Annotated in this window: 19 protein-coding genes; all 19 read right to left on the bottom strand. The window is 41.9% G+C overall.

The window, feature by feature from the left end:
* Nucleotides 1–26: 26 nt before the first annotated feature.
* The 19 genes from AB5618_RS19470 to AB5618_RS19380 all read right to left on the bottom strand — a co-directional run bounded on the left by AB5618_RS19470 (nt 27) and on the right by AB5618_RS19380 (nt 20,248).
* A complete protein-coding gene (locus AB5618_RS19470; RefSeq protein ID WP_368366997.1) occupies nt 27–6,419 on the bottom strand; it encodes a SpaA isopeptide-forming pilin-related protein in 6,393 nt (2,130 codons plus the stop codon).
* A 154-nt stretch (nt 6,420–6,573) separates the two neighbouring features.
* Entirely contained in the window at nt 6,574–6,882 is a 309-nt protein-coding gene (locus AB5618_RS19465) for a hypothetical protein (protein WP_368366996.1), read from the bottom strand.
* Between the two features lie 20 nt (nt 6,883–6,902).
* A complete protein-coding gene (locus AB5618_RS19460) occupies nt 6,903–7,829 on the bottom strand; it encodes a hypothetical protein (RefSeq protein ID WP_368366995.1) in 927 nt (308 codons plus the stop codon).
* A 48-nt stretch (nt 7,830–7,877) separates the two neighbouring features.
* Nucleotides 7,878–9,050, bottom strand: a complete 1,173-nt coding sequence (locus AB5618_RS19455) for an ERF family protein (RefSeq protein WP_148462719.1) — start codon at nt 9,048–9,050, stop codon at nt 7,878–7,880.
* A 16-nt stretch (nt 9,051–9,066) separates the two neighbouring features.
* Nucleotides 9,067–9,753 carry a hypothetical protein gene (locus tag AB5618_RS19450; RefSeq protein WP_148462720.1) on the bottom strand — a complete coding sequence of 229 codons (687 nt, stop codon included), beginning with the start codon at nt 9,751–9,753 and terminating at the stop codon, nt 9,067–9,069.
* 54 nt (nt 9,754–9,807) lie between these two features.
* Nucleotides 9,808–10,923: a hypothetical protein gene (locus AB5618_RS19445; protein ID WP_148462721.1), complete on the bottom strand. Its 1,116-nt coding sequence runs from the start codon at nt 10,921–10,923 to the stop codon at nt 9,808–9,810.
* 16 nt (nt 10,924–10,939) lie between these two features.
* Nucleotides 10,940–11,071 carry a hypothetical protein gene (locus AB5618_RS19440; protein WP_278309167.1) on the bottom strand — a complete coding sequence of 44 codons (132 nt, stop codon included), beginning with the start codon at nt 11,069–11,071 and terminating at the stop codon, nt 10,940–10,942.
* Nucleotides 11,072–11,412: 341 nt separating this feature from the next.
* The gene (locus AB5618_RS19435; RefSeq protein WP_148462722.1) at nt 11,413–11,643 is read right to left on the bottom strand and encodes a cold shock domain-containing protein; all 231 of its coding nucleotides are present in this window, start codon (nt 11,641–11,643) and stop codon (nt 11,413–11,415) included.
* Nucleotides 11,644–11,737: 94 nt separating this feature from the next.
* Nucleotides 11,738–12,244 (bottom strand): hypothetical protein, encoded by a 507-nt coding sequence (locus AB5618_RS19430; protein ID WP_148462723.1) that lies wholly within the window; start codon nt 12,242–12,244, stop codon nt 11,738–11,740.
* Nucleotides 12,207–12,899, bottom strand: a complete 693-nt coding sequence (locus tag AB5618_RS19425) for a hypothetical protein (protein WP_148462724.1) — start codon at nt 12,897–12,899, stop codon at nt 12,207–12,209. Before AB5618_RS19425 ends, AB5618_RS19430 begins: the two co-directional genes overlap by 38 nt.
* Before the next feature lie 13 nt (nt 12,900–12,912).
* A complete protein-coding gene (locus tag AB5618_RS19420; RefSeq protein WP_368366993.1) occupies nt 12,913–13,587 on the bottom strand; it encodes a hypothetical protein in 675 nt (224 codons plus the stop codon).
* Nucleotides 13,588–13,602: 15 nt separating this feature from the next.
* Complete coding sequence (locus AB5618_RS19415; RefSeq protein ID WP_368366992.1) at nt 13,603–14,040, bottom strand: zinc-finger-containing protein; 438 nt, start codon at nt 14,038–14,040, stop codon at nt 13,603–13,605.
* Between the two features lie 74 nt (nt 14,041–14,114).
* A complete protein-coding gene (locus AB5618_RS19410; protein ID WP_148462726.1) occupies nt 14,115–15,077 on the bottom strand; it encodes a S1 RNA-binding domain-containing protein in 963 nt (320 codons plus the stop codon).
* A 348-nt stretch (nt 15,078–15,425) separates the two neighbouring features.
* On the bottom strand, nt 15,426–16,208 hold the full coding sequence (locus AB5618_RS19405; protein ID WP_148462727.1) for a transglutaminase-like domain-containing protein: 783 nt from the start codon (nt 16,206–16,208) through the stop codon (nt 15,426–15,428).
* A gap of 186 nt (nt 16,209–16,394) precedes the next feature.
* A complete protein-coding gene (locus tag AB5618_RS19400) occupies nt 16,395–17,036 on the bottom strand; it encodes a hypothetical protein (RefSeq protein WP_148462728.1) in 642 nt (213 codons plus the stop codon).
* A gap of 97 nt (nt 17,037–17,133) precedes the next feature.
* Entirely contained in the window at nt 17,134–18,084 is a 951-nt protein-coding gene (locus AB5618_RS19395; protein WP_148462729.1) for a HAMP domain-containing sensor histidine kinase, read from the bottom strand.
* 135 nt (nt 18,085–18,219) lie between these two features.
* Nucleotides 18,220–18,705, bottom strand: a complete 486-nt coding sequence (locus tag AB5618_RS19390; protein WP_148462730.1) for a hypothetical protein — start codon at nt 18,703–18,705, stop codon at nt 18,220–18,222.
* Nucleotides 18,706–19,983, bottom strand: a complete 1,278-nt coding sequence (locus AB5618_RS19385) for an ATP-binding protein (protein ID WP_148462731.1) — start codon at nt 19,981–19,983, stop codon at nt 18,706–18,708. It lies immediately after the preceding gene.
* Between the two features lie 28 nt (nt 19,984–20,011).
* Nucleotides 20,012–20,248, bottom strand: a complete 237-nt coding sequence (locus tag AB5618_RS19380) for a helix-turn-helix domain-containing protein (RefSeq protein WP_178090653.1) — start codon at nt 20,246–20,248, stop codon at nt 20,012–20,014.
* Between the last annotated feature and the right edge of the window lie 82 nt (nt 20,249–20,330).

The raw sequence follows: 20,330 nt of genomic DNA, 5'->3' as shown, positions 1-20,330 counted from the left end.
GCCACCGAAGTGACAGTCCAGTTTTCTTATTCCTCATGATTTTTCTTTTTGGTGTACCAGAAGATTCCGGCAATTCCGCCCACTGATAAAACAAGAAGAAAGATAGGAAGCCAAATGTTGGTGTCATCTCCTGTTTTAGGAGATTTTACATAACCGCCAGTTGGAATCCGCTCATTAGTAAGTTCTTTGGTGATCTCAATCTCTTTGGTCTTATCATCTTTGTACTCAAATACAACGTTTTCCTCTTTCTCACTTCTTACATAACCTTCCGGTGCTTTGGTCTCAACCAGGATGTACTCGATTTCTTTTTTCATCTTTCCATCTTTATAAGTCGCGATTGGAATGTCTCCGCTTGTGGCAACGCCCTCTTCATCTGTGACAAGGGTTGCCACAACTTTTCCAGATTTCTTGATCCGAAGCTCAAACTCTGCTCCGGCAAGAGGGGAGCTATCTTCTGCATCGGTTTTCTTAAGAACCAGTTTTCCAACCGGACGGGCATCTTTCATCTCCACCTTTTGGATTTCCCCAGAATCTTTGACCTCAAAAGATACCTCTTCTGCAACCAGGTACCCATCCGGTACCTGTTCTTCCCGAAGGGTATATGTTCCAACCGGAAGTTTCTCCACCATATGCGGATCTTTATCAGATACCCAGCTTTCTACCACTTTTCCATCTTTGTCCAGGATGGTCAGCTTCGCACCTAGGACTTCCTTGGAATCTGTCATGTCTGTCTTACTGATTTCTACTTTTGTCACATCATCAAGCATCTGGTGTTTCTGAACCTCGGCGGTATCTTCCACCTTAAACTTGATACTTTCTGCAGTGGTATAGCCATCTGCCGGTTTCGTTTCTACCATGGTATAGGTTTCGCCTACCAGCAGGCCACGGATCATATGGGGTTCTTCCGTAGAAATCCATTCTTCCACAACAGTTCCAGTGGAATCTAATACCTGTAAGGAAGCACCCGGAAGCTCTTTTCCATCTGTTAAGTCTGCCTTGGAAAGCTCTACAGAAGTCTGCACATCCTCAAAGGTAAATTCATAAACAGCCTGGGTGGTTTTATCACCCTGATATTCAAAAGTAAATTCCTGGGTTTCGGTCGCACGCACATATCCGTATGGTGCATAGATTTCTTTCAGGTAATACTTTGCACGGATCGGAAGATCTGCAATAAAGTGGATCCATCCGCTTTCATCTGTGGTCTTCAACTCAATGATGGTATCCTTTTCAATCAGTACTTTACCGCCTGCAGATGTAATGTCCTCCGCTGCAAAAAGTCCAAAGATAGCGCCGGAAAGAACCTTGTCGCTGTCTTTTTCTTTCTTTAAAACATTTACCTGCACTTTCTGACGGCGGTTCTGCCAGTCCGCACTATAGGTTACAACCGGAGTGTCCTGGTCACGGTAGGTAAGATCCACGTATCTTGGCTCGTCATCTAATACATATCCATAGGAGGTTTCTTTTTCGACAATATAATATTTGCCAAGCGGAAGATTGTCCAGTTCTGCGATACCTGTTCCATCGGTCGTAATGGTACCCACCAGCTGATCTTTTGTATAATAATTTTCGCTCACACCATCTGTTGCGCGGATATCCTCGGCGGCATACACATTAAAAGAAACATCTGTCAGACTTCCGGTTACATAACTGAAGAAATGCTCCACTACACCTTTGGCATTATCAAGCAGGGTAACATCGTCCAGGAATTCACCTTTTTTATTTACCAGCAGGCGTGCAATGGGAACATCATCTTCCATCCTTACCTTCTGAACCTCTGCGGTATCGGAAATCTGAAAGGTGATATCTGTTGTGCGTAAATAGCCATACGGCGCAATCTGCTCCCGAAGAGTATAAGTCTCTCCAACTTTTAAGCCTTTTATTACATGTGGTTTGTCCTTTACAGATATCCAGGAATCCACTACTTCGCCCTTCTTATTCAGGATAAGTAAGGAAGCACCGTCCAGCTCCACACCAGTAATCACATCTGCTTTTGTGATTTCAACAGTCGTTGGCTGGTTTTTCTTTGTAGCAGATAATTTTACCACCTTAACATCCTGTCCTTGATAACTGGCATCAAATTCTATAATTTCATCCGAGGAAACATAGCCATCCGGGGCCTGCAGCTCTTTCACATAATACTTTCCAAGAGGAAGATCAAGGGTAAACTGTGCCAGTCCGTTTTTATCACTCATGACCTTCTGAAGCAGGGTATCCGCCTTTACGATCACCTTATCACCGGATAAAATGTCATTTTTGTTATAAATTCCAAATTCGGCACCTTCCAGTTTTTTACCATTTTCGGTATCCTCTTTCACTACTTTAAGATCTACCTTCTGGCGCTTATTGGAAAATTCCACGGTTTTCTCCACGACCGGCGTATCCTGGTCTTTATACAGGAAAGAAATTTCCTTGCTTTCAGAATTAAGTACAAAACCAGTTGGAGCTTTGATTTCCTTTACGAGGTACGTTCCAAGGGGAAAATCAGCCAAAACTGCCTCTCCCTTCTCATCTGTTGTAACCTTCCGGATCAGGGTATCTTTTGCATAAATAACAACACGGTTACCCTGTTCATCCACCTGGTGGTCCGGAGTATAAATATCCTCTGCGGCATAAACCGCAAACTCTGCACCCAAAAGGGAAGTTTCCTCGTAGGTAAAATCTTTTTTGAACGATTTTAGGGTTTCCCCGGATTTATGGATGATGAGCTTTCCTTTTGCCGGATGGTTCTCATAGACAACCGTAATGATTGCATCCCCAGTTGTAGAATCCATCTGATAAGCAGTGTTGCTGTCCACCTTTATTTCTACATAATTGGTATTCTGGGTATAGCCGTCCGGGGCAGTCACTTCTTCAATGCGGTAATTACCGCATTTTAAGGCACTTGGCAGGATCAGATAACCATTTTCATCAGTAAAATAGGATTTATGGGTAACGGTACTTGGATAAGTTGTGGTTTGCTCCACGTATTTTCCTTCATCCAGGTTGTAAATCTTAAACTCGGTGTTTGCAACCAGGACCGGCTTCTTGGTTCCATCATCCTGTTTAATGATTTTTAGTTTTGCAGAAAATTCTCCGTCTAAAAGGACCCGCCAAACCTGTGGCTCTGACTTATTTTCGCTGATTATAACCGTAAAATCAGCAACCGGTTTAAAATTATGCGGTGTTGTGGTTTCCCTTACCACATAAGTACCATATGGAAGAGGGATTGTGCAGGCATGGCCTTTTTCGTCCGTAAAGATCTCGGTCTTTCCATCTTCTGTCAGCACTACGGGAACGGCATTTGCAAAATCATAGGAACCATCCTCTTTTGTACTTAAGCTGCTTGCAAGATAAGCGGAAAATCCGGCGCCTTTTAACAGATCGGCATCTGTTTTTCCGTTATTCGCAGCCTTAATCAGCTGGAACGGCTGTTTTTTCACATTCTCGGCAACTGTAATGGTACAATCGATTTCTTTCACCTGGTCACCTTCATAGCTGCCTTCCACATCATGCTCTTCTTCATCCAGGACATAACCTGCAGGTGGAGTAATCTCTTTTACATAGTATTTTCCAGGATAAAGACCGGATACACTTGCATTTCCAGCTTTGTCGGTGGTAAGTGTAGCAACCTGGGCGTCTTTTGGATAAAGGACACCGCTGCTGCCATCCGGGTAACCAATTGCTTCTCTTGCATAAAGACCATAAACAGCACCTTCTAAAGTTGCATCTCCCTGTGCGTTCTTTCCCGTCTCACTGTCTTCCTTTGTAAGATGGATATTCACACGGACGCGCTCATCTGTAAAAGTATGTGTAAATTCTACTTTTTTCTCTTTATCCCCTGCATAATTAAATGCAAAGGAATAAACATCAGAAGTATTTAACACGTACATCTGGGGTGCCTGAAGTTCTTTGATATAGTAGGAATTGTTAACCGGAAGGTCTGCGGTATAACCTGCTTTTCCATCCGTACCAGTAGCTACCTTTTCAATCAGGGTGTCTTTTCTGACGATCACATTCCCGTCTGCAGATACAATATCATTCCCTGCATACATTCCAAAAACTGCACCTGCAAGCGGCTGTCTGGTTTCCCCATCCTGTTTTACCAAAGATACAGAGGCTTTTTGTCTGTCGTTGGTAAAGGTAACCGTGCTAAAAGAAACTTCTTCGTTTTCATCGGCAGCTGATAAGGTTACGGTTTGGGATTCGCCTGTGCAGACCAGCTTATCCGGTGCCTGTGTCTCGGTTACCACGTAGGTTCCTATGTTTAAGTTATCAAGGGTTGCACTTCCGTCTTCTCCGGTTGTCAGACCTTCTTTTACAAGGGCACCATTCTGATAAATAGTAGATCCATCTGCAGCCACAATGTCCGCTCCTGCGTAGACATTATATACCGCACCTTTTTGCCTTCTTGTTTCATAACGGAAGGTTACCTTTTCATCCGTTACATCTGCACCGGTTAAAACTTCACCCTCTTTATAAACGGTAAGAGAAGCCTTTTTCTCATCGTCCAGCAGTTCCTTGGTAACTTTGCTTCCCATGACAAGGGTCACATCATGGGCAGTGGCATCCACAAGATAGCCGACAGGGCTTGTGATTTCTTTTAAATAAACCACATCCTGTGTTTTATCAATGGTAACAGAAGAAACACCGTTTTCATCTGTCGGAGGCATTTCCACAATCAGGTTCTGGCAGGCCTCATCACCATACACGCCATAAACCGCGCCAGCTAAAAGGGCATTGGAACCTCTGTCTTTTTTTATGATTTCAATGGTCGCCTGCTGAAGCCAGGTAACGGAAAAATCCACGTATTTCTCATCGTCCACACCCTCGCCGAATACCAGGGCCAGGTTCTGGGTGTCAGTACCTGTGGTTACTTTATATGCGGAAAAATCCTTCGTAATATAACCCTTCATAGTAGATTTCCAGGAACCTGCAACGGCTGTGGCCTGATTCAGAGGTGCGGATAGATAAAACGTTGTTCCACCATACACCTTTACCTTAGCACCACCTTCGCTTGTTTCACCGCTATCCACGTTATGAAATACCACACCGGCCGGAAGTTTCATGGTAATGTTCTGCAGGGTATCTGCCTTAAACTTGATTTCTTCTGTGCGCTGCTCACTTCCATCAATGTAAGCGGTCACATTCGGATTGGAAAACGCCATGGCTACATCTGGGATCTCCGGCTGAGCCATGCAATAGTTATATAATTCCATAGCAAGTGCCTGGCCGTTTGCATTTGCACCGGAAAACGCATCGTCACTTCCACTTGCGTATGATACTGCAAGGTGGGTAATTACAAACTGCTTTCCTGCGGAAAAATCCGGGTGCTCTGTTTTAAAGAAACCATTAACTCCGGATGCCTTTGTACCATAGTAGCAGACCTTGGCAAGTTTCTTTCCATCTCCCAGTCTGGTAATCTTAAATACACCATCCCCTGGACTACTCTTGGACGGCTGAATGCAATAGGCAGTTGCTGTTACATTGTTAAAGCTGACGGTATATTTATAGGTCAGGTAAGAACCGAGATCATAGTCACTGTAATAATAGCAGCTTCCGCGTGTTACACTGACATCTGTTGTGGTAGAAGCATATGTAGCAATAAAAGATGCAGTTTCCCCTTCTTCCATTTCCATAAGATCCAGGTTCTGTTCCTGGGCCTGCTCTAACACTTCACCGAGTGTCAGTCCGGTCTCCGGATCCACAGTGTTCTCTTCCTCAGCGCGTTCCAGTTCAGAGTCAAACTCTTCCTCTGGAAGAATTTCAGAACCAAAACCATCATCCTCTTGAATATCTGTCTCTGTTGTGTTCTCCGGTTTCTCTTCTGTATCCACTTCTGTTTCCACAGACACATCTGCTTCTTCACCTTCTACTGGTATCTCTGCCAGATCTGCATCCTTTTTTTCCTCTTCTGCCGGAACTTCCACAGCAACTGCTGGCTGTTCAGGCAGAGGGTCAGGATCTTCGCTGTCCCCAGACTCCTCAGAACCGGAATGTCCAGCAGCCTGGGTTTCCGGTTCTTTTTCAGTTACGGTAATGGTTCTTGCAACCAGATAAGAATCACCTTCTTTAGGTGTGATCTGATAAACACATTTATAGATCCCTGGTCTTCCAGAATCAAATGTGGTTCCATCCTCCATGGCAGCCTTTTTCAGTTCTGCCCTGTCACCATCTTTTAAGCCTAACCCTGTAAAATCTTTCACTACATCAAAGGCAGTTCCCTGCTTAATTTCAAGAGCAAGAGAAGGATCAGAAACGGTCTCCGCGATCAGTTCTTCTTCTGTTTTCTCTACTGCCATCGGTTCCTGCACAGCCTCCTGTGCCACTTCTGTCTCCGCTTCAGCGGATACTGTAAAAACACCTGTCTGAAGGAAGCTGCTGCAGCACAGCATAACCGCCATTGCACCTGCAAGCCACCTTTTTCCCTTAAATTTACCCAATGTTTTTCTCCTCTCCTAGATAATGGTCTGTCCCTGGTTTTTACCAGGCATGGTCTGTCCCTGATTTCCATCTTTTTCTCCTTTCTACTGGCCTGTTTAGCCAGATAAAAAGAGACCTGAATACAGATTTCAGATCCCCTTTTATTTGACTAAATCAATAAAAACTCTCTTTTTCTTCTGGTGGCTTGCTGTAAATCCAGTCATCTACGCCCTTGTAATTGCCAAGCCACAAACCGTCTGCATCCGTGTCCCAGCTGATTCTCTGGCAGTTTAACCCAAGCCTTTCGCACATGTCATACAGTTTAAGGCATCCTTTCCGGATGGTATCACGCTTCCTCCTTTTTTGTGGGCACTCCTGTTTTCTCAACAAACGTTCCGGTGTCCCACATACGATGCACTTTTCCATACAGTCACAACGGCAGGTAAGATCCATCATTTTGTCCATATCCATACATTCGTACACGGTCTGTAACCCCCTGCTTTTTAAATCTGCAAGCACAGGAAACAGACTTTTATAGTTTCCACCCCTGGGATTCCAATATAAGGATATCCACTTCTCAGGCTGGCAAGCTCTGCCTTTAAAATTCCTTCTGTTACATGGATGCTCCTTTGCACCGGGCTTATATAGCCGGACACCCCGGCCGGGCTGCCGCTTGAAGTCCCTCCCGAAAATCCACTGCTTGTAAACCAGATATATTTCCGGTGATTTATAGGATTGTCAACACGTATCTGAAAACCTGCCATTTTTCTATCAAGGGAATACACCGGACACAGATAGCCCTGGTTTCCCTCATAAAAAGCTGCTTCCCATATACCAGACCGGTTCCGGAAAAAACCTGGGATTCCATCCAGCCTTAAACCTTTTTTCAACAGTTTTTCTGCTATAGAAACGGAATTTTCCGGTTCAATACTTTTATATCCTTTTTGTTCCAGTTCCTTTATTTCTATGTCAGCAGCACCGCGTCTTTTAAAATCCTGTCTATGGCGCTCCTGAAGCTTTAAAAGGGAAAGCAGTTCCCGGTACACAAAATCCAGGTACTCGGGTGATTTTTTAGGCACCACCTCTTTCATGCCAGAACTGGCTGTCATCTTTTTATACCCATTTCCTGTCACCTGCCTGTTAAGTTCCAGCCGTTTCCGGATATCCTGATAAGCTTCCTTACACCGGTCTGCTCCATAAAATCCCATAATGTCTGCATACAGGGTAAGCATATTTCCGCTTTCCCCACAGTGGAAACAGTTAAAAACATTTTTCATTTCTCCATTTTTACTGACACAAAAACTGCATTTTCCTCTGGTGTCACCGCAGTATGGACATTCCACCGGGAATTCCTGGGCGGAGCCGCCATCAAGACAACGGATGGATAACAGCCACGCCACTTCTTTTATGGTAAATGGATGTTCGTACATGATTCCTCCTAAAAAATGTGGCTCCGTATTTCCGGAGCCACAATCATTTTATGCTGCTATTTTTTTATGATCTTCGTAATCCATAATAATCTTCGCAGCCTTCCTCATTTCGTTATTGCTTCCTTTATATCCGCTTCCCATCCATCTTAAAGTTTTGGGACCGTCTGGTTTATACAAAATTTCACCAAGGGACATCCCACTAAATAAGCCAAAATTACATATTACTTTTTTCGCTTTTTCCACATCATCCTCTTCTGAATCCATAGGGAAATCTTCTGCTGTCTCCTCTTCCTTCTCGTCGTCAAATGGATTTTCATCTTCCTCACTGACAAGGTGAAATTCTTCCTCTTCCTGGTCTGTCTCTTCAAAAACCTCTTCTGGGTTCTTTTCTTCCATGCCAAACTGCATCTGGCCTGGTAAATTATCATCATTATCCTGTAAATCACGGATCTCGTCAGGACTGATTTCAAGATCAAAAGAATCTTCCGAAATCTTAACAGTCTGTTTGCCACTCACTGCATTGCCATTATGAACTGTCTTTGAGGTAAGTTTTTCGTTTCGTTTTAAGGACTGTCCGATTTCTTCAGCAGAAGCCTCAGCAGAACCAGATTTCGGGGGATGTACTAGTTTTTCTTTGGCTTCCTTCTTTTTGGGCTCTGATTTTACAGCATTAGTAACCGAAACCGTTTTCTTAGGGGATAAGTCTGGTTTCGTGTTTTCTACTTTGTTTTGTGTTTTTTCTTTTTTTATTTTGTCGCCATCCGGAGCAGGGCCGCGCATGTCCGGATCCTCGGTGTTTGCCTGGACGATGTTATACTTATTTAATAGATAATATTTCAGTCCATAGCTCCAGGCTGCACCTTTGGCTTTGTCCGGAACCTCATTGGTTCCGACCACATGAATGTCACTGTAACTTTTTTCATTTGGACGATCTGCATTTACCCAGCAGAGCTTCAGATCTGCTTCATACCGCCATAAATTGCCAAATGGTATCAGATATACCTGGTTTCCGGAAGAATCCACCTGGGTGGGCTTTTCGGTAAGTACCTCAAAATCCACACCATATTTCGTAAGCGCCGGGGTAAGGTATTCATAAATATCATCCAGCCGCACAAAATCATAAGGTACTTCTTCGCTGTACCGTTTCCTGATTAGTTTTGGTACCATCTTCCTTATTTTGATCATCTTCTGAGTCAGATTCAGATACTCAAATTTACTCATAAATCCATTTCCTCCTTTATGCTGCCTTTTTTTGCAGCTCTTCCATTTCTTCGCGGACACATTCAAGGTAGATCCTTTTCTGGGAAATCTCCCAAAGAGATTCCTTCAGCCATTTATCTGCAATCATTTGTACAGCCTTCTCGTGGTGGTTCAGACAGTAAAGAAACATTACATCCGTGTACTCCACCTGCATCTTTGCAAAGGAAAACTTCGGACTGTAAAACAGCTCCTCCGGCTTTATTTGGGCCTTCAGGTATCTTTTGGAAGTTTCCTGCACCTGTGTCCGGTTTATATTAGGAAAAAGGCTGTCCCTCTGGTTTTGGTACTTTAACAGGAGCTTGTCCCATTTTGTATCAATCAGATTCTTCACCAGATGGGTGACCCTGCTTTCCACCTCTTTTTTAAGATTTTCCCTGGTTGGAAAAATAAAATCGGCAGGTATCCCGACTGCTTCATAAAAAGCAGTGTCCACTTCATACAAAAAATAATCCGGCAGATAAAGTACACCACAAAGCTTTGGTTCCTTAAGCTGTAAACAATCCTTTTCCCTGGAATCAACTGCATAAAACACTATGCAGTCCTCTTCCTGGCATTTTAGTAATAGCCGACCGTGAAACATTTTGAAGCTGTGCACCGGATCCTGTATCCACTGGAGTAGTTTCTTAGATTCTTTTGCTTTCATAAGCCAATCCGGATACTGCATAATTTCCTCCTGTATACAAAAAAGACAGGATTTCCTGCCTTCGTCTGTTTTTACCTAATATTTAATTTCACCTGGAATATCAAGTTCATGCCAGCGCCTGTTTACACAGGCTGCCACTTTTTCTTCCAGAAGAAGCAGTCCCCGTTCATTGGTTTCCTGTTGCCTTGCGATTGAAATAACATCACAGATTCCACAATAGATTTCATAGGCACTGCAAGGTTGCTCTCCAGCTGATGCGCGGTAGCGTTCTACCGTTTCTGCAATCAGCTTTTTGGAAAAGCCTGCCTGCTTCATGACACCGATCATGGCATTTGCAGGATGATTCACCCAGATATCACAAAGCTGCAAAACCTCCTGTACGGCTGCCTTATAATATTCAAAAATGGATGCCATATTTTGGTTGAAATCTTCGGTTCCCTTGCAGTTTTTATGACGCACTTTCAGGGTTTCACCTAATACAATATACTGGTCATTGGCAGACACCGTATAAAATATATTGGCACCGGAGCTTCCTACATCAGATGTGCTGATCCTGACTGACGCAGACAGTTCCCCATTAAAAGTTTTCCCATAACGTCCTAATAATTCCTGATAAGATTCGTTCAGCCGCTGGTCCCTTAACTCCCATGTTGCATTTACCAGATTGTGGTCTGCACATCCGGACTTAAAGGCAGCTGTTTCAAAATCACTATAGATATAAGCTCCTGCAATTGTGTAGACCTCCGGCATGGACATAATTGAATAATCCTTTTCATCACCGGATAAAACTGCCCGCACCTTGCCTTCACAAAAGCGGAGTAGGGATTTTCCCTTAGAAACTTTCAGGCATTCATTCAGAATATAGGCAAGAGTTTCCTTGTCCAGTTCTGCAAGAGCCTTTCCATCAATCCGGGCTCTGCCTTTTAAGCTTTTGACTGCAGATATTCCAAGATAGCAGCTGCGATCCGGGGTTTTTATCATCAGCCCGGAATTTTTCAGGGTATCTTCTTTTAAATATTCCAGACCAATGTTTCCAATCGGGGAACAGATACTATCTTTTGTTACTGCTTCTACCTTCAGATTCTTACTCTGTGCACGGAACCATTCAGCCCTTTTCTCAACATCATCCAGATATCTGTAAAAAGCAGATTCCTCTTTAAATGTCACGTTAAAATCATCCTTATAGTACATAGCCCCTCCTTTGAGTTCAGGAAATGAGCTTTACTACAATGGATCTGATGCGTCCATCCGCAATCTGGAAAAAATATCCATCCTTTGCCATGTCAAGCAGCACTCCAAGTTCTAATAAATTTACATCATCCCAGTTTACTTCCCGCATAAATCTTCTCCTTTTCTTTTTGGGTTATTTGGCACTTCTTTTTTTCATTTTGACCAGTACAGTCTCTTTGATTTTTCTCATTCTGGCTCCTCCTTTTCATTTTTTTAACAAAAAAAGACACCAAAAGAAAACCTTTCTCTTCGCGTCTTCCAATGTTCCAAAGTATTTGCTGGTTTTAAGGCGAACTGCCCAAAAGATAAACATCCGGAATGTCCGGATCCAAATGAAAGATCAACCATGTAATGGCTGATAAAATATGATTTCATTTAAAGGTTACCACAAGATATAGTGGCTGTCAAACACATTTTTTATATATTTTGTGTTTCAAAATTTGTTAGCTCTTACGCTTCTTCCCCTGTTGTAAGAGGGACAATATTCACTGCAATTTCCCTGCCATTTTCATCGGCACCGACTTCAAACTGTACAGGCTGCTTGCCGGAAATCCTTTTAAAACCTTCCATTTTAATCTGGGAGAAATGGGCAAAGTAATCTTCCCCATCCTCCCCGGTTACAAATCCGTAACCTTTTTTTGCGCTGAACCATTTCACGGTTCCACATTTTGTTTCCGACATAAATAAAATCTCTCCTTTTTTCATATTTTCCATACAGCTGTATGGAAACAGAGCGGCATGGACTCGAACCATGCCTGATGCTCCCCGCCCTGGATTACTCTTTTACCTCCTCCACGCCAAAAAAATTTCCAAAATCAAAAGCAGCGTCCAGCCTGTGAATGCCAGAAAATGCATGTGCATTTTGATTAAAATAGAATCGATAAGATTTCCCATGCATAACATTGGTTCTTTTGTTAAGCAACAGCTCGGTAGTAAGCCCATCTGATTGCAACACTATAACCCTCTTAAAGCCATCAAAAAAAAGTTCCGCATGGATTTCAGATACTGTTCCTTCCACCACCTCATAGGATCTTGTCACTGCCAGATAATAAACATAAACCGCATCCCCGATCCCACAGATAGTTAAAAAGACTGTCCAGCCCACAAATCCGGCAGATCTTTGTGCCAGGCCAAGTGCACAGCCTCCATACAGTAAGAGAAATGATAAACATAAAGTATTCACAATTCTCTTTTTAAAAAATCCGGGTATACCGGCATAGGTTCGCCGGTGTTTCAATATTGCATTAGACAGCCATATTTTCCATTTGTTTCTTTTCTTCAAGGAAGCCTCCTTCTTTGATGTAGCTGATCACAAACTGTTTCTTTTGATATAAGGAAATCAGAATCTGCATGAATTCCACCCCAACCTGATCCTGAACTTTCTTCTTTTCTTCTGCTGATAGCAGGACATTCCCTGCCTGCTCATTTAAGCTGGCCAGATGGTCTGGAATGTACCCGTTTCTGGAAATTTGCTGCAGCACCCTGAGTTCTTCATAAGTAAATACCGGCTTTTTAAGTGCTCGCATCGCTGCTTTTATTCCTTTTCCAAGAACCAGATTCTCTGCAAATTCCCTTACACGGCCAGAAAAGGAATCTACAACAGGGACTACTACTGATTTACTAAGAAGAAATTGCAAAGCCTCCTCTTTATTTTCCCCTTCGCATTCTGCTACCAGTCTGCGCTTTTTCAGGCGCCTTAAGCAAAACAAAAAATCCTCTTCATCCGCCCACTCTGTTGCACGTTCTTTCCCAAATGTAATACAGAGTACCCGGTACATCTGAGAGTAGATTCTGTTTTCTGCACATATTGTCCAGGTAAGGGCTGCCCAGAGCATGGTCTCCATTTCTGTAAGTACCTTCTCCTGGTTATCAGTTTTCACCAGAAGCTGCCCTTCCCCATCTTCTCCTTTACAGCCGATTGCCGTGTACCATTTCATAGCCTTTTTCCTCCTAAAACAGCTTCATGACTTCCAGGAGTTTTGGAATCACATAACAGGCAATCATTCCTGCTATGATACAGATTTCCATATTTGGTTTTCGAAGATTCCACACATCCTGATTTTTTGTTCCGATGATCCGGACCCTTCCAGGTACGTTCCACCGTAGCTTCCTGTAAAATTCGATAAATTCCTGATGGTCAAATCCAAATGAACGAACTCGAAAGATATTTCGGTTCTGCTCTTCCTCGTCTAAAAGAAAAAAGCTTTCTCTTTCTTTCTGATCATTTAAAACAATATAAAACTCAGGGACTCCTCGAAGGGTGCCTTCTACAATCTTGTCTATTTCATTGTAAAATATCCGACAGCATTCATAATGTCCGTTTTTCTCCGGTTGGCAGACCGCCAGACTGTATACGTCCAACTCCATATAGCAAACTTCTGCTTCCATGATCTTTCTGCTGATTTTAACAGCCTGTCTTAAAAGAAGTATAATTCCCAAGGCAAGTATCACGCATAGATATAACAGGTCCCAGCATTTGATCCGAAAGTATAGGAAATATGCTGCGATTCCCTCCAGTAAAGAGCCGATACCAATCATCCAGAAGTACCGTTCTTTTGTGTCCATTAAACGGTAAACATCCTCTTCATTAGCCTGCAGACGCAAACAATGCCTTCCTTTCTTCATGCCGCCAGATCTGTTTTATTTGAAACAGTTTGCTTTCTTTTTGTATGTTGTTCCAGTAAAGCCTTGCATTCCCGGGCAGTTTCTTCGCACCGGTATTCTGAAAACTTTCCGATGTGCATATCTTTTTCCCTTAGACCGAACCTGTTCTGCAACCAGATATATACCTTTTTTTGTCATTATTCCAGAATTTACCACCTGGTTTAAGGCCCGGTGCGCTTCAATCCGCTTATGGCGCAGATCCCCATTTGCCAGGGTTCCCATAGGGCGCATGGTCTTTTTATGTACCCCGATGTAGGAATCACAGGATGGATAACCACTGCAGACATACAGGTAATTGCCAGGATCCAGGTTCTGACTGCCATAGACATGCTTTGCCGGGCGTAACACTGCCATCCTTCCACAGTATGGACAATACAGTTTTTCAGTCTGCTTTTTTTTCTTCGTTTTTGTCATTCAATTTGTCTCCTTTCCTGTTTGCCCCGATTGTAAAAAAAATGCTTTTTCTGTGTCAATAGGATTTTAAACTTTTATTTCCACCTTTTAATCAGTCTTGTGATGATTCCTTCTACAACCTCGTAATTATCGTTAATTCTGGTCACCACGATTCCAATCTTATCTCCCTTTCCAGGAAGTGCAGACATGTTGCAGGAATGCGCCACCGCATTTATTCCAATATCCAGACGAATGAAATAAGTTCCCTTATATACCTCAGTGATAACTCCAGTGTACTTTCCCTGCCTGTGGCATTTCCTAAGATTGTCCTTATTGATGTTCGCCGTCGGACTTTTCGCATCAACTTCCACATGAATTTCATCCGGTTCCGTTCCTTCTACTTTATTGACCATGACCTGGACCAAATCACCTACCTGGAACTTTTCCCCTGCATCCAGCATCCATTCCCATGCCATATCACGAGCCCGCACAGATACTTCCACACCAAACACTTCCAGGCGGACTGCTTTTGGTGCTACTGCAATCACTCTGGCCTCGGCAATTCTTCCAGGATATAGAAGGGGCTTTTCGCCCTCTTCTCCAAGGTAGAAGATTTGCCGTTTTTTCAGCATGGCATCTTTTCTGGATGCTACCACGCTCCGGCTTTTAGTATCCAGATCCTTAATAATGAAGTCAATATCACAGCCAAGCATATTGTTGGCAATCCGCACCTGTCGGTTTAAGGTATCTGCATTTTCTCGTCCGTCTCCGCTTAAATTGATCATCATTTCATTCATTGGTATAATGATACGAAAACCATTATAATAAGTGACGGCGACCATCCAACCGCTTTCTAGTTTTTCAATACCACCCAGCTGGCCCGTGAGCACCTTTCTCGTTCTGTGCGCATTTAAAAGCTGGTGCCATCTGGTATCTTCCTGTTCCTGTGCACTTTCCACCTGCGCATCAACATCAATTGTTAAGACGCCTTCATAGGCTGCGCGTGGAATTTCTTTTTCAGTTACTTCTTCTTGGACTGCTTTTTTTACATTTGCCATGTGTTGCCCTCCTATATATTTATACGACAAGAAAGCACAAAAAAAGCAGTCTGCTTTAAACAAACTGCTTTTTCGTGCCTTCTTTTTACGACTATCATTTTATTATAAAGAGAATCCGAAGTCAATATTAGAGCGGTTGCAATAGTGTCGCATTTTGGTTGCAAATAGATGCGCAAGCCAATATCAGATGCAAAATTTTCATAACGAATCTCGCGAACCGTTTTTATCTTCTAAATTATACTATGATTTAGGAGATAATTTAATCATTAGGATATAGCTTCCTATCGCTATCAAAATGCAATCTGCAGGCATACCTCATTTCTGCCCCAGCTTTTTTTCAATCTGAAATCATCTCTCAATTGTAAAATGAAATACCAGCTGTTCTTGCTCCTCCGCTGAAGTTCTTAAGGATTTTCGAATTCCGGTTGTGTCAGCAAAGATTCCACCATATGCATCAACCTTGATCCACTTTCTGTTTACCTTTACTTCATTCCACTGGTGTGTCCAACTGCCCGCATTTACATGCCGTACTGGAACATTCGCAGCCTCACAAAGCTGCGTGTATGCTTTTGCATATCCAGAACAGGCTGCTTTTTTCATTACCAGAGCTGCATAGGCTTCATTGCCATAATTCTTCTGGTATGCTTCTGAAGACTGGTTTAATTGCCAGGAGCAGTGTTCCGTTAAATACCGAAACAGAATAAATGCCCGTTCTTTGGTACTTAAATCTGCAGTTACATATTTTTTTACAATTTTCTTTGCTTCTTTTTTTGCCAGATTAATGCGTTTGGATTTATCCGGCTCTTTCACTGTCACCTTACATTTTAAGGTTCGTTTTCCAACTTTGGCATAAATGTATGCCGTTCCGGCTTTTATTCCCTTCACTTTACCAGAAGAAACTGAAACAACTGATTTTTTAGAAGAACTCCATTTTACTTTTTTTTTGCTTCCTGATACCTTCAGCGATGTGGAAACTCCCCGATAGATAGTAACTGTCGATTTGTTCAGTTTCACTTTAGAAGCCTGGACATTCACCGGTCTTATAAAGACTCCAAGAAATAAAACTGCAAATATCATCCAGGCTATTGTTAATTCCTGCATTCCTGTTTTCCGTGTTCTTACCTTTTTCATCGTAAGCCCTCCATTTTCTGAATGATTTCCTGCTACAGTTCTAATATAATAAGTTATTTTTTTCTAAGTCAATAGGATTTTGATCTTAATAAAAAAGTGATTTATCATTATCTGTCTATAGATGTGACAAACTGCTGTACGACAGCTTTTTTTCTTTTGCTGTCGTACAGCAGAATGGTTTAGTTATTATTGCTGAATGGAGTCCGCTTCTTCTTGTGTGAGCTGACCATTCTTAACTGCATCAGAAATGGCTTTGTCTAATTCCTCAACTGTGGAATAATCCCCAATGTGTACTGTTTTTCCGTTATCTTTTGTTACATCAACACTATAAGAGGAAACTACATCTTCAGTAGGCGGAATCATGGAGTAGGTATCGCCGTCACCGTTGTCTTTGGAATACAATACTCCCTTTTTGATACTTTCCAGAGTTTCTTTATAGCTGACCATCATAGCATCTACGCTTTCCTGCGTAAATTCATGGAATGCGCCTTGCCCATCATACCAACCATCTCCGGTTCCAATCAAAGATTCCATTTCTTTTTTCTGTTCGTTCATCCACACTTCGTATTCATCGGCTGTCCACCACTGCACATCCGGTGCCGCATTGTTCTTCTCATAATCTGCCTCGGCAACCCAATTTTTACCGTCAACGCTGATTTGTCCACCGTCTGTATCCTGATAGAGAATATCTGCGCTGGATGTGTTTCCCGTTTCGGATGTTGAAACCTTTGGTGTGTCCGAAGCCAATGCGCTTGCATAAGTAACCCCTGCAATGCTTAAACAGATTGCTCCGCACAAGCCTATTGCCAAAATTTTTTTGTTCTTCATAGATAAGACCTCGCTTTATAAGAATTATAGCTGCCCTCTTGAGGACAGCTATAATATAACAAAGCAGCTTGGATATAGTTTGCATGGATTATGGATTTTAGATGGAGTTGTCTATCGGCTGCCTGCAAGGCAATTCAAACCAAAACCGTACACCATTGCTTGTATTTGAAATGCCGTACTTTGCATGGTGCATTTTCATAATTTTATGAACAATATAAAGTCCTAATCCAGTTCCGCCTGTATTGCGGTTACGAGATATATCTGCCCGATAGAAGGCTTCAAACAAATGTGGAATAGCATCGTCAGGCACACGGACACCTGTGTTTTCAATTTCACCACGAATTGTGCCATGTGTTTCGGACAAAGCTATACGAATCAATTCACCACTTGGAGAATAGCGAATTGCGTTTACTAATATATTTTGAATTGCCCGTTCCATCTGTGATTGTTCCACTACACAATAAAGGTGGGTAGGAATATTTGCTTCAAGGTACTGTTTCTTTTCTTCCAATAAATCTGCTACTGCGGCAACCTGTACCCGAAGTATTTCCGCAAAATCAACGGTTTCATATTCCGTTTTTTGAGTTCCCACTGCTTTGGAAACATACAGCAGTTCTTTTACCAACTGCTCCATCCTATCAACAACGGCAAGCGAACGCTCCATGTACTCTATGTGATTTTCATAGCCGCTGACACCGTTCAGCATCCCCGCCAAATGTCCTTTCAAAATGGTTAGTGGTGTTTTCAGTTCATGGGATGCTGCCGAGAAAAAATCTACCCGCTGTCTTTCTAACTCCTGTTCCTTTTCAATATCTGTTTTGAGCTGTTGGTTGGCAGTTTGAAGGTCGTTCAATGCAGTGGATAGCGAAGCAGATAATGAATTTAGATTTTGCGCCAAGCAACCTAATTCATCTTCTCGTCCTGTACTACATTGACCGGAAAAATCCAGTTCCGCCATTTGCTTTGAAATCTTGCTCAGCCGCACAATAGGCCGAGTGATATACCGTGCGTAGAGCCATGCACAAAGGAGCGAAAGCAGAAAGACCATTAGGATGACATACGGAAGATTCTAAATATTGCTCCACTCTATTCTGCAAATTCATTTTTAATACCCCTTTTCCTATTTCATACCACAGTATTGTAAAATATTTTTTTTGTCAAAAAAGGGTATTTTTCACCACTGCTATTTCTCCCATCTGCGTGAAATTGACAAATTATCCTGGTAACAGCTTAGGTGCTTATCCTTACTCCAGATCATAATCCGACCAACCGCAGGCACTTCATTCTTGTATTTTTCATAAAAGCGAATAATACTCATATCACCGATTCCCATCTCCATTTTTTGCGCACAATCGGGAAATTGATCCGCTATTATAAGTAAGTCTTCTTTTGTAAAACCTACTCCATACAATTCCCATGGAGCTTCCTCCTTTGCTGTTTTACGCAAAAATTCCTGAAATTTTACCGCTTTTTCTCTTCTTATATTCCCATCTGCAATATGCGAAATATGATTTCCGCTTTCAATGATTGTTGCCAGCGGTAAAATTAATGTTTCGTTTTGTTCTATAGCCTCATTAAATTCCTTTTTTACACTTTCATATTCCTGGCACATATGTGGAATTCTCAAAAGATTCATTACTATGGATGTGTCAATAAAACGAATATTCATTTAAAAATCCTCCATCCAGGAATAATCCTTTTTCTCACTGGGACATTTAATTAAATTCAATAAGGACTCGTCAAGCATAGCTTCCCCAAGGCCACCGCGTACAAATACTTGCGGATAATTTCTAATGTCTACAAATGGAATAAATTTGCTGGTTCCCTTCTCATTTTCACGATAGACAACAGAGACACCTAATAACTGTTGTTTTTTATATCCATTTAATAGTACTGGATTATGCGTTGTCAATATAATGTCTATCTTTCTTTTCTCCCCAAGCAGACTCAGATTTTTGATTAATGCCTGCACTCTGCTTGCATGTATTCCATTATCAATTTCTTCAATTACAAGAGTGCTGCCCTCAGGAATTGTTAAAATGGCTGCCACAATAGCTATGCATCTCAAAGTTCCATCTGACAATTTTTTTGCATCAAATAATTCTGACGAATTAATATATTTTTCTCTGAGTGCAAAAATAACATCATCAAGCTGTGTGGTGATGAATCCAATGTCCTTGATTTCATTTTCTGGTAGACCACTTACTATCTTTAAAAGTTCTTTCTTTTTCTCACTGTCTTCACACAAATGGCGTAATACTGCAGAAATATTTTCACAATTTTCTTTTAAATCAGTGTCTGTTATCCGCACATAATCTCTCATATCAGAAGGGACTGGATTTAATATAAATATTTTCTTTAAATTTTCCAGAACCAGCTCAATATAGCCAAAGCACTCTCTATCTCGATACGTGTTCTGAGGAAGCTTTGTCCTAAGCTGTGCCAAAACAGAAGAAACCCGCATACAAAGAATGTCTGGATTTCTGCCAGCCTTTTTATCATTATATTCCGCCTGGATATCACCACTTTCCTTGGACCGAAGCTTTGTCTTAAATATTTTTTCCCCACCAGCAAGTTCTGTTTTTCCATTCACAACTTTATATAAAGCTTCTTCCTCAACCCAGACTTTTTTATTGGTACTGATCTTGATATAATAATATAAATCATATTTTTCATCCAAATCAATCAGACAGCCCAGTTTAAAAGCCGAAGTTTTAAACCGACAACAGGATTTACTTCCTCCACGAATGTGACTGTCCATATTACGGGTACCATCAAGAATTGTACCTAACTCCAATCCCGTCGCAGTATCAGCTAAAATATGGATTCCCTCAATGGCATTGCTTTTCCCGGAAGAATTTGTTCCGATCAAACTTGTCAATGCCTCTAGGTTTAATTCTGCCTTTTCAAAGCTTTTAAAATTTTCAAAAATAAAGCTCTTAATCATAATCTACTACCTTTCTGCGGCTTCCTTATTAGCAAAAATAGTCCTCATTCTGTGGCAAAAGGTTTTGCTTTTCAATGATAGCCCTTGCGTCATCCAGATCTTTTTGTAAGTTTCTAATTTTGGTTTGGAGCTCAAATTCCTTAATCATATTTGAAACAGTTCCTTGAGATACACCCATAAGCTTTGCGATTGCATTTTGTGTATATCCCATTTCACGGTTCAAAATATATGCGATTGCACTGTGTTTTATAGTTAATCTTCTCATAGTTACCCTCCTCATATAATCAAGTGTTTTTTATTGAAAATTCAAGGTTTTTCAACCTTTCATATCTCAGTGAATAAGCCAC

It is taken from the genome of Ruminococcus sp. J1101004sp1_RTP21198st1_B9_RTP21198_201120 (assembly GCF_040924245.1).
Taxonomy (GTDB): Bacteria; Bacillota; Clostridia; order Lachnospirales; family Lachnospiraceae; genus Blautia_A; species Blautia_A faecis.
The sequence above is the reverse complement of the archived record's forward strand: the minus strand, read 5'-3'. Positions and strand labels throughout refer to the sequence as shown.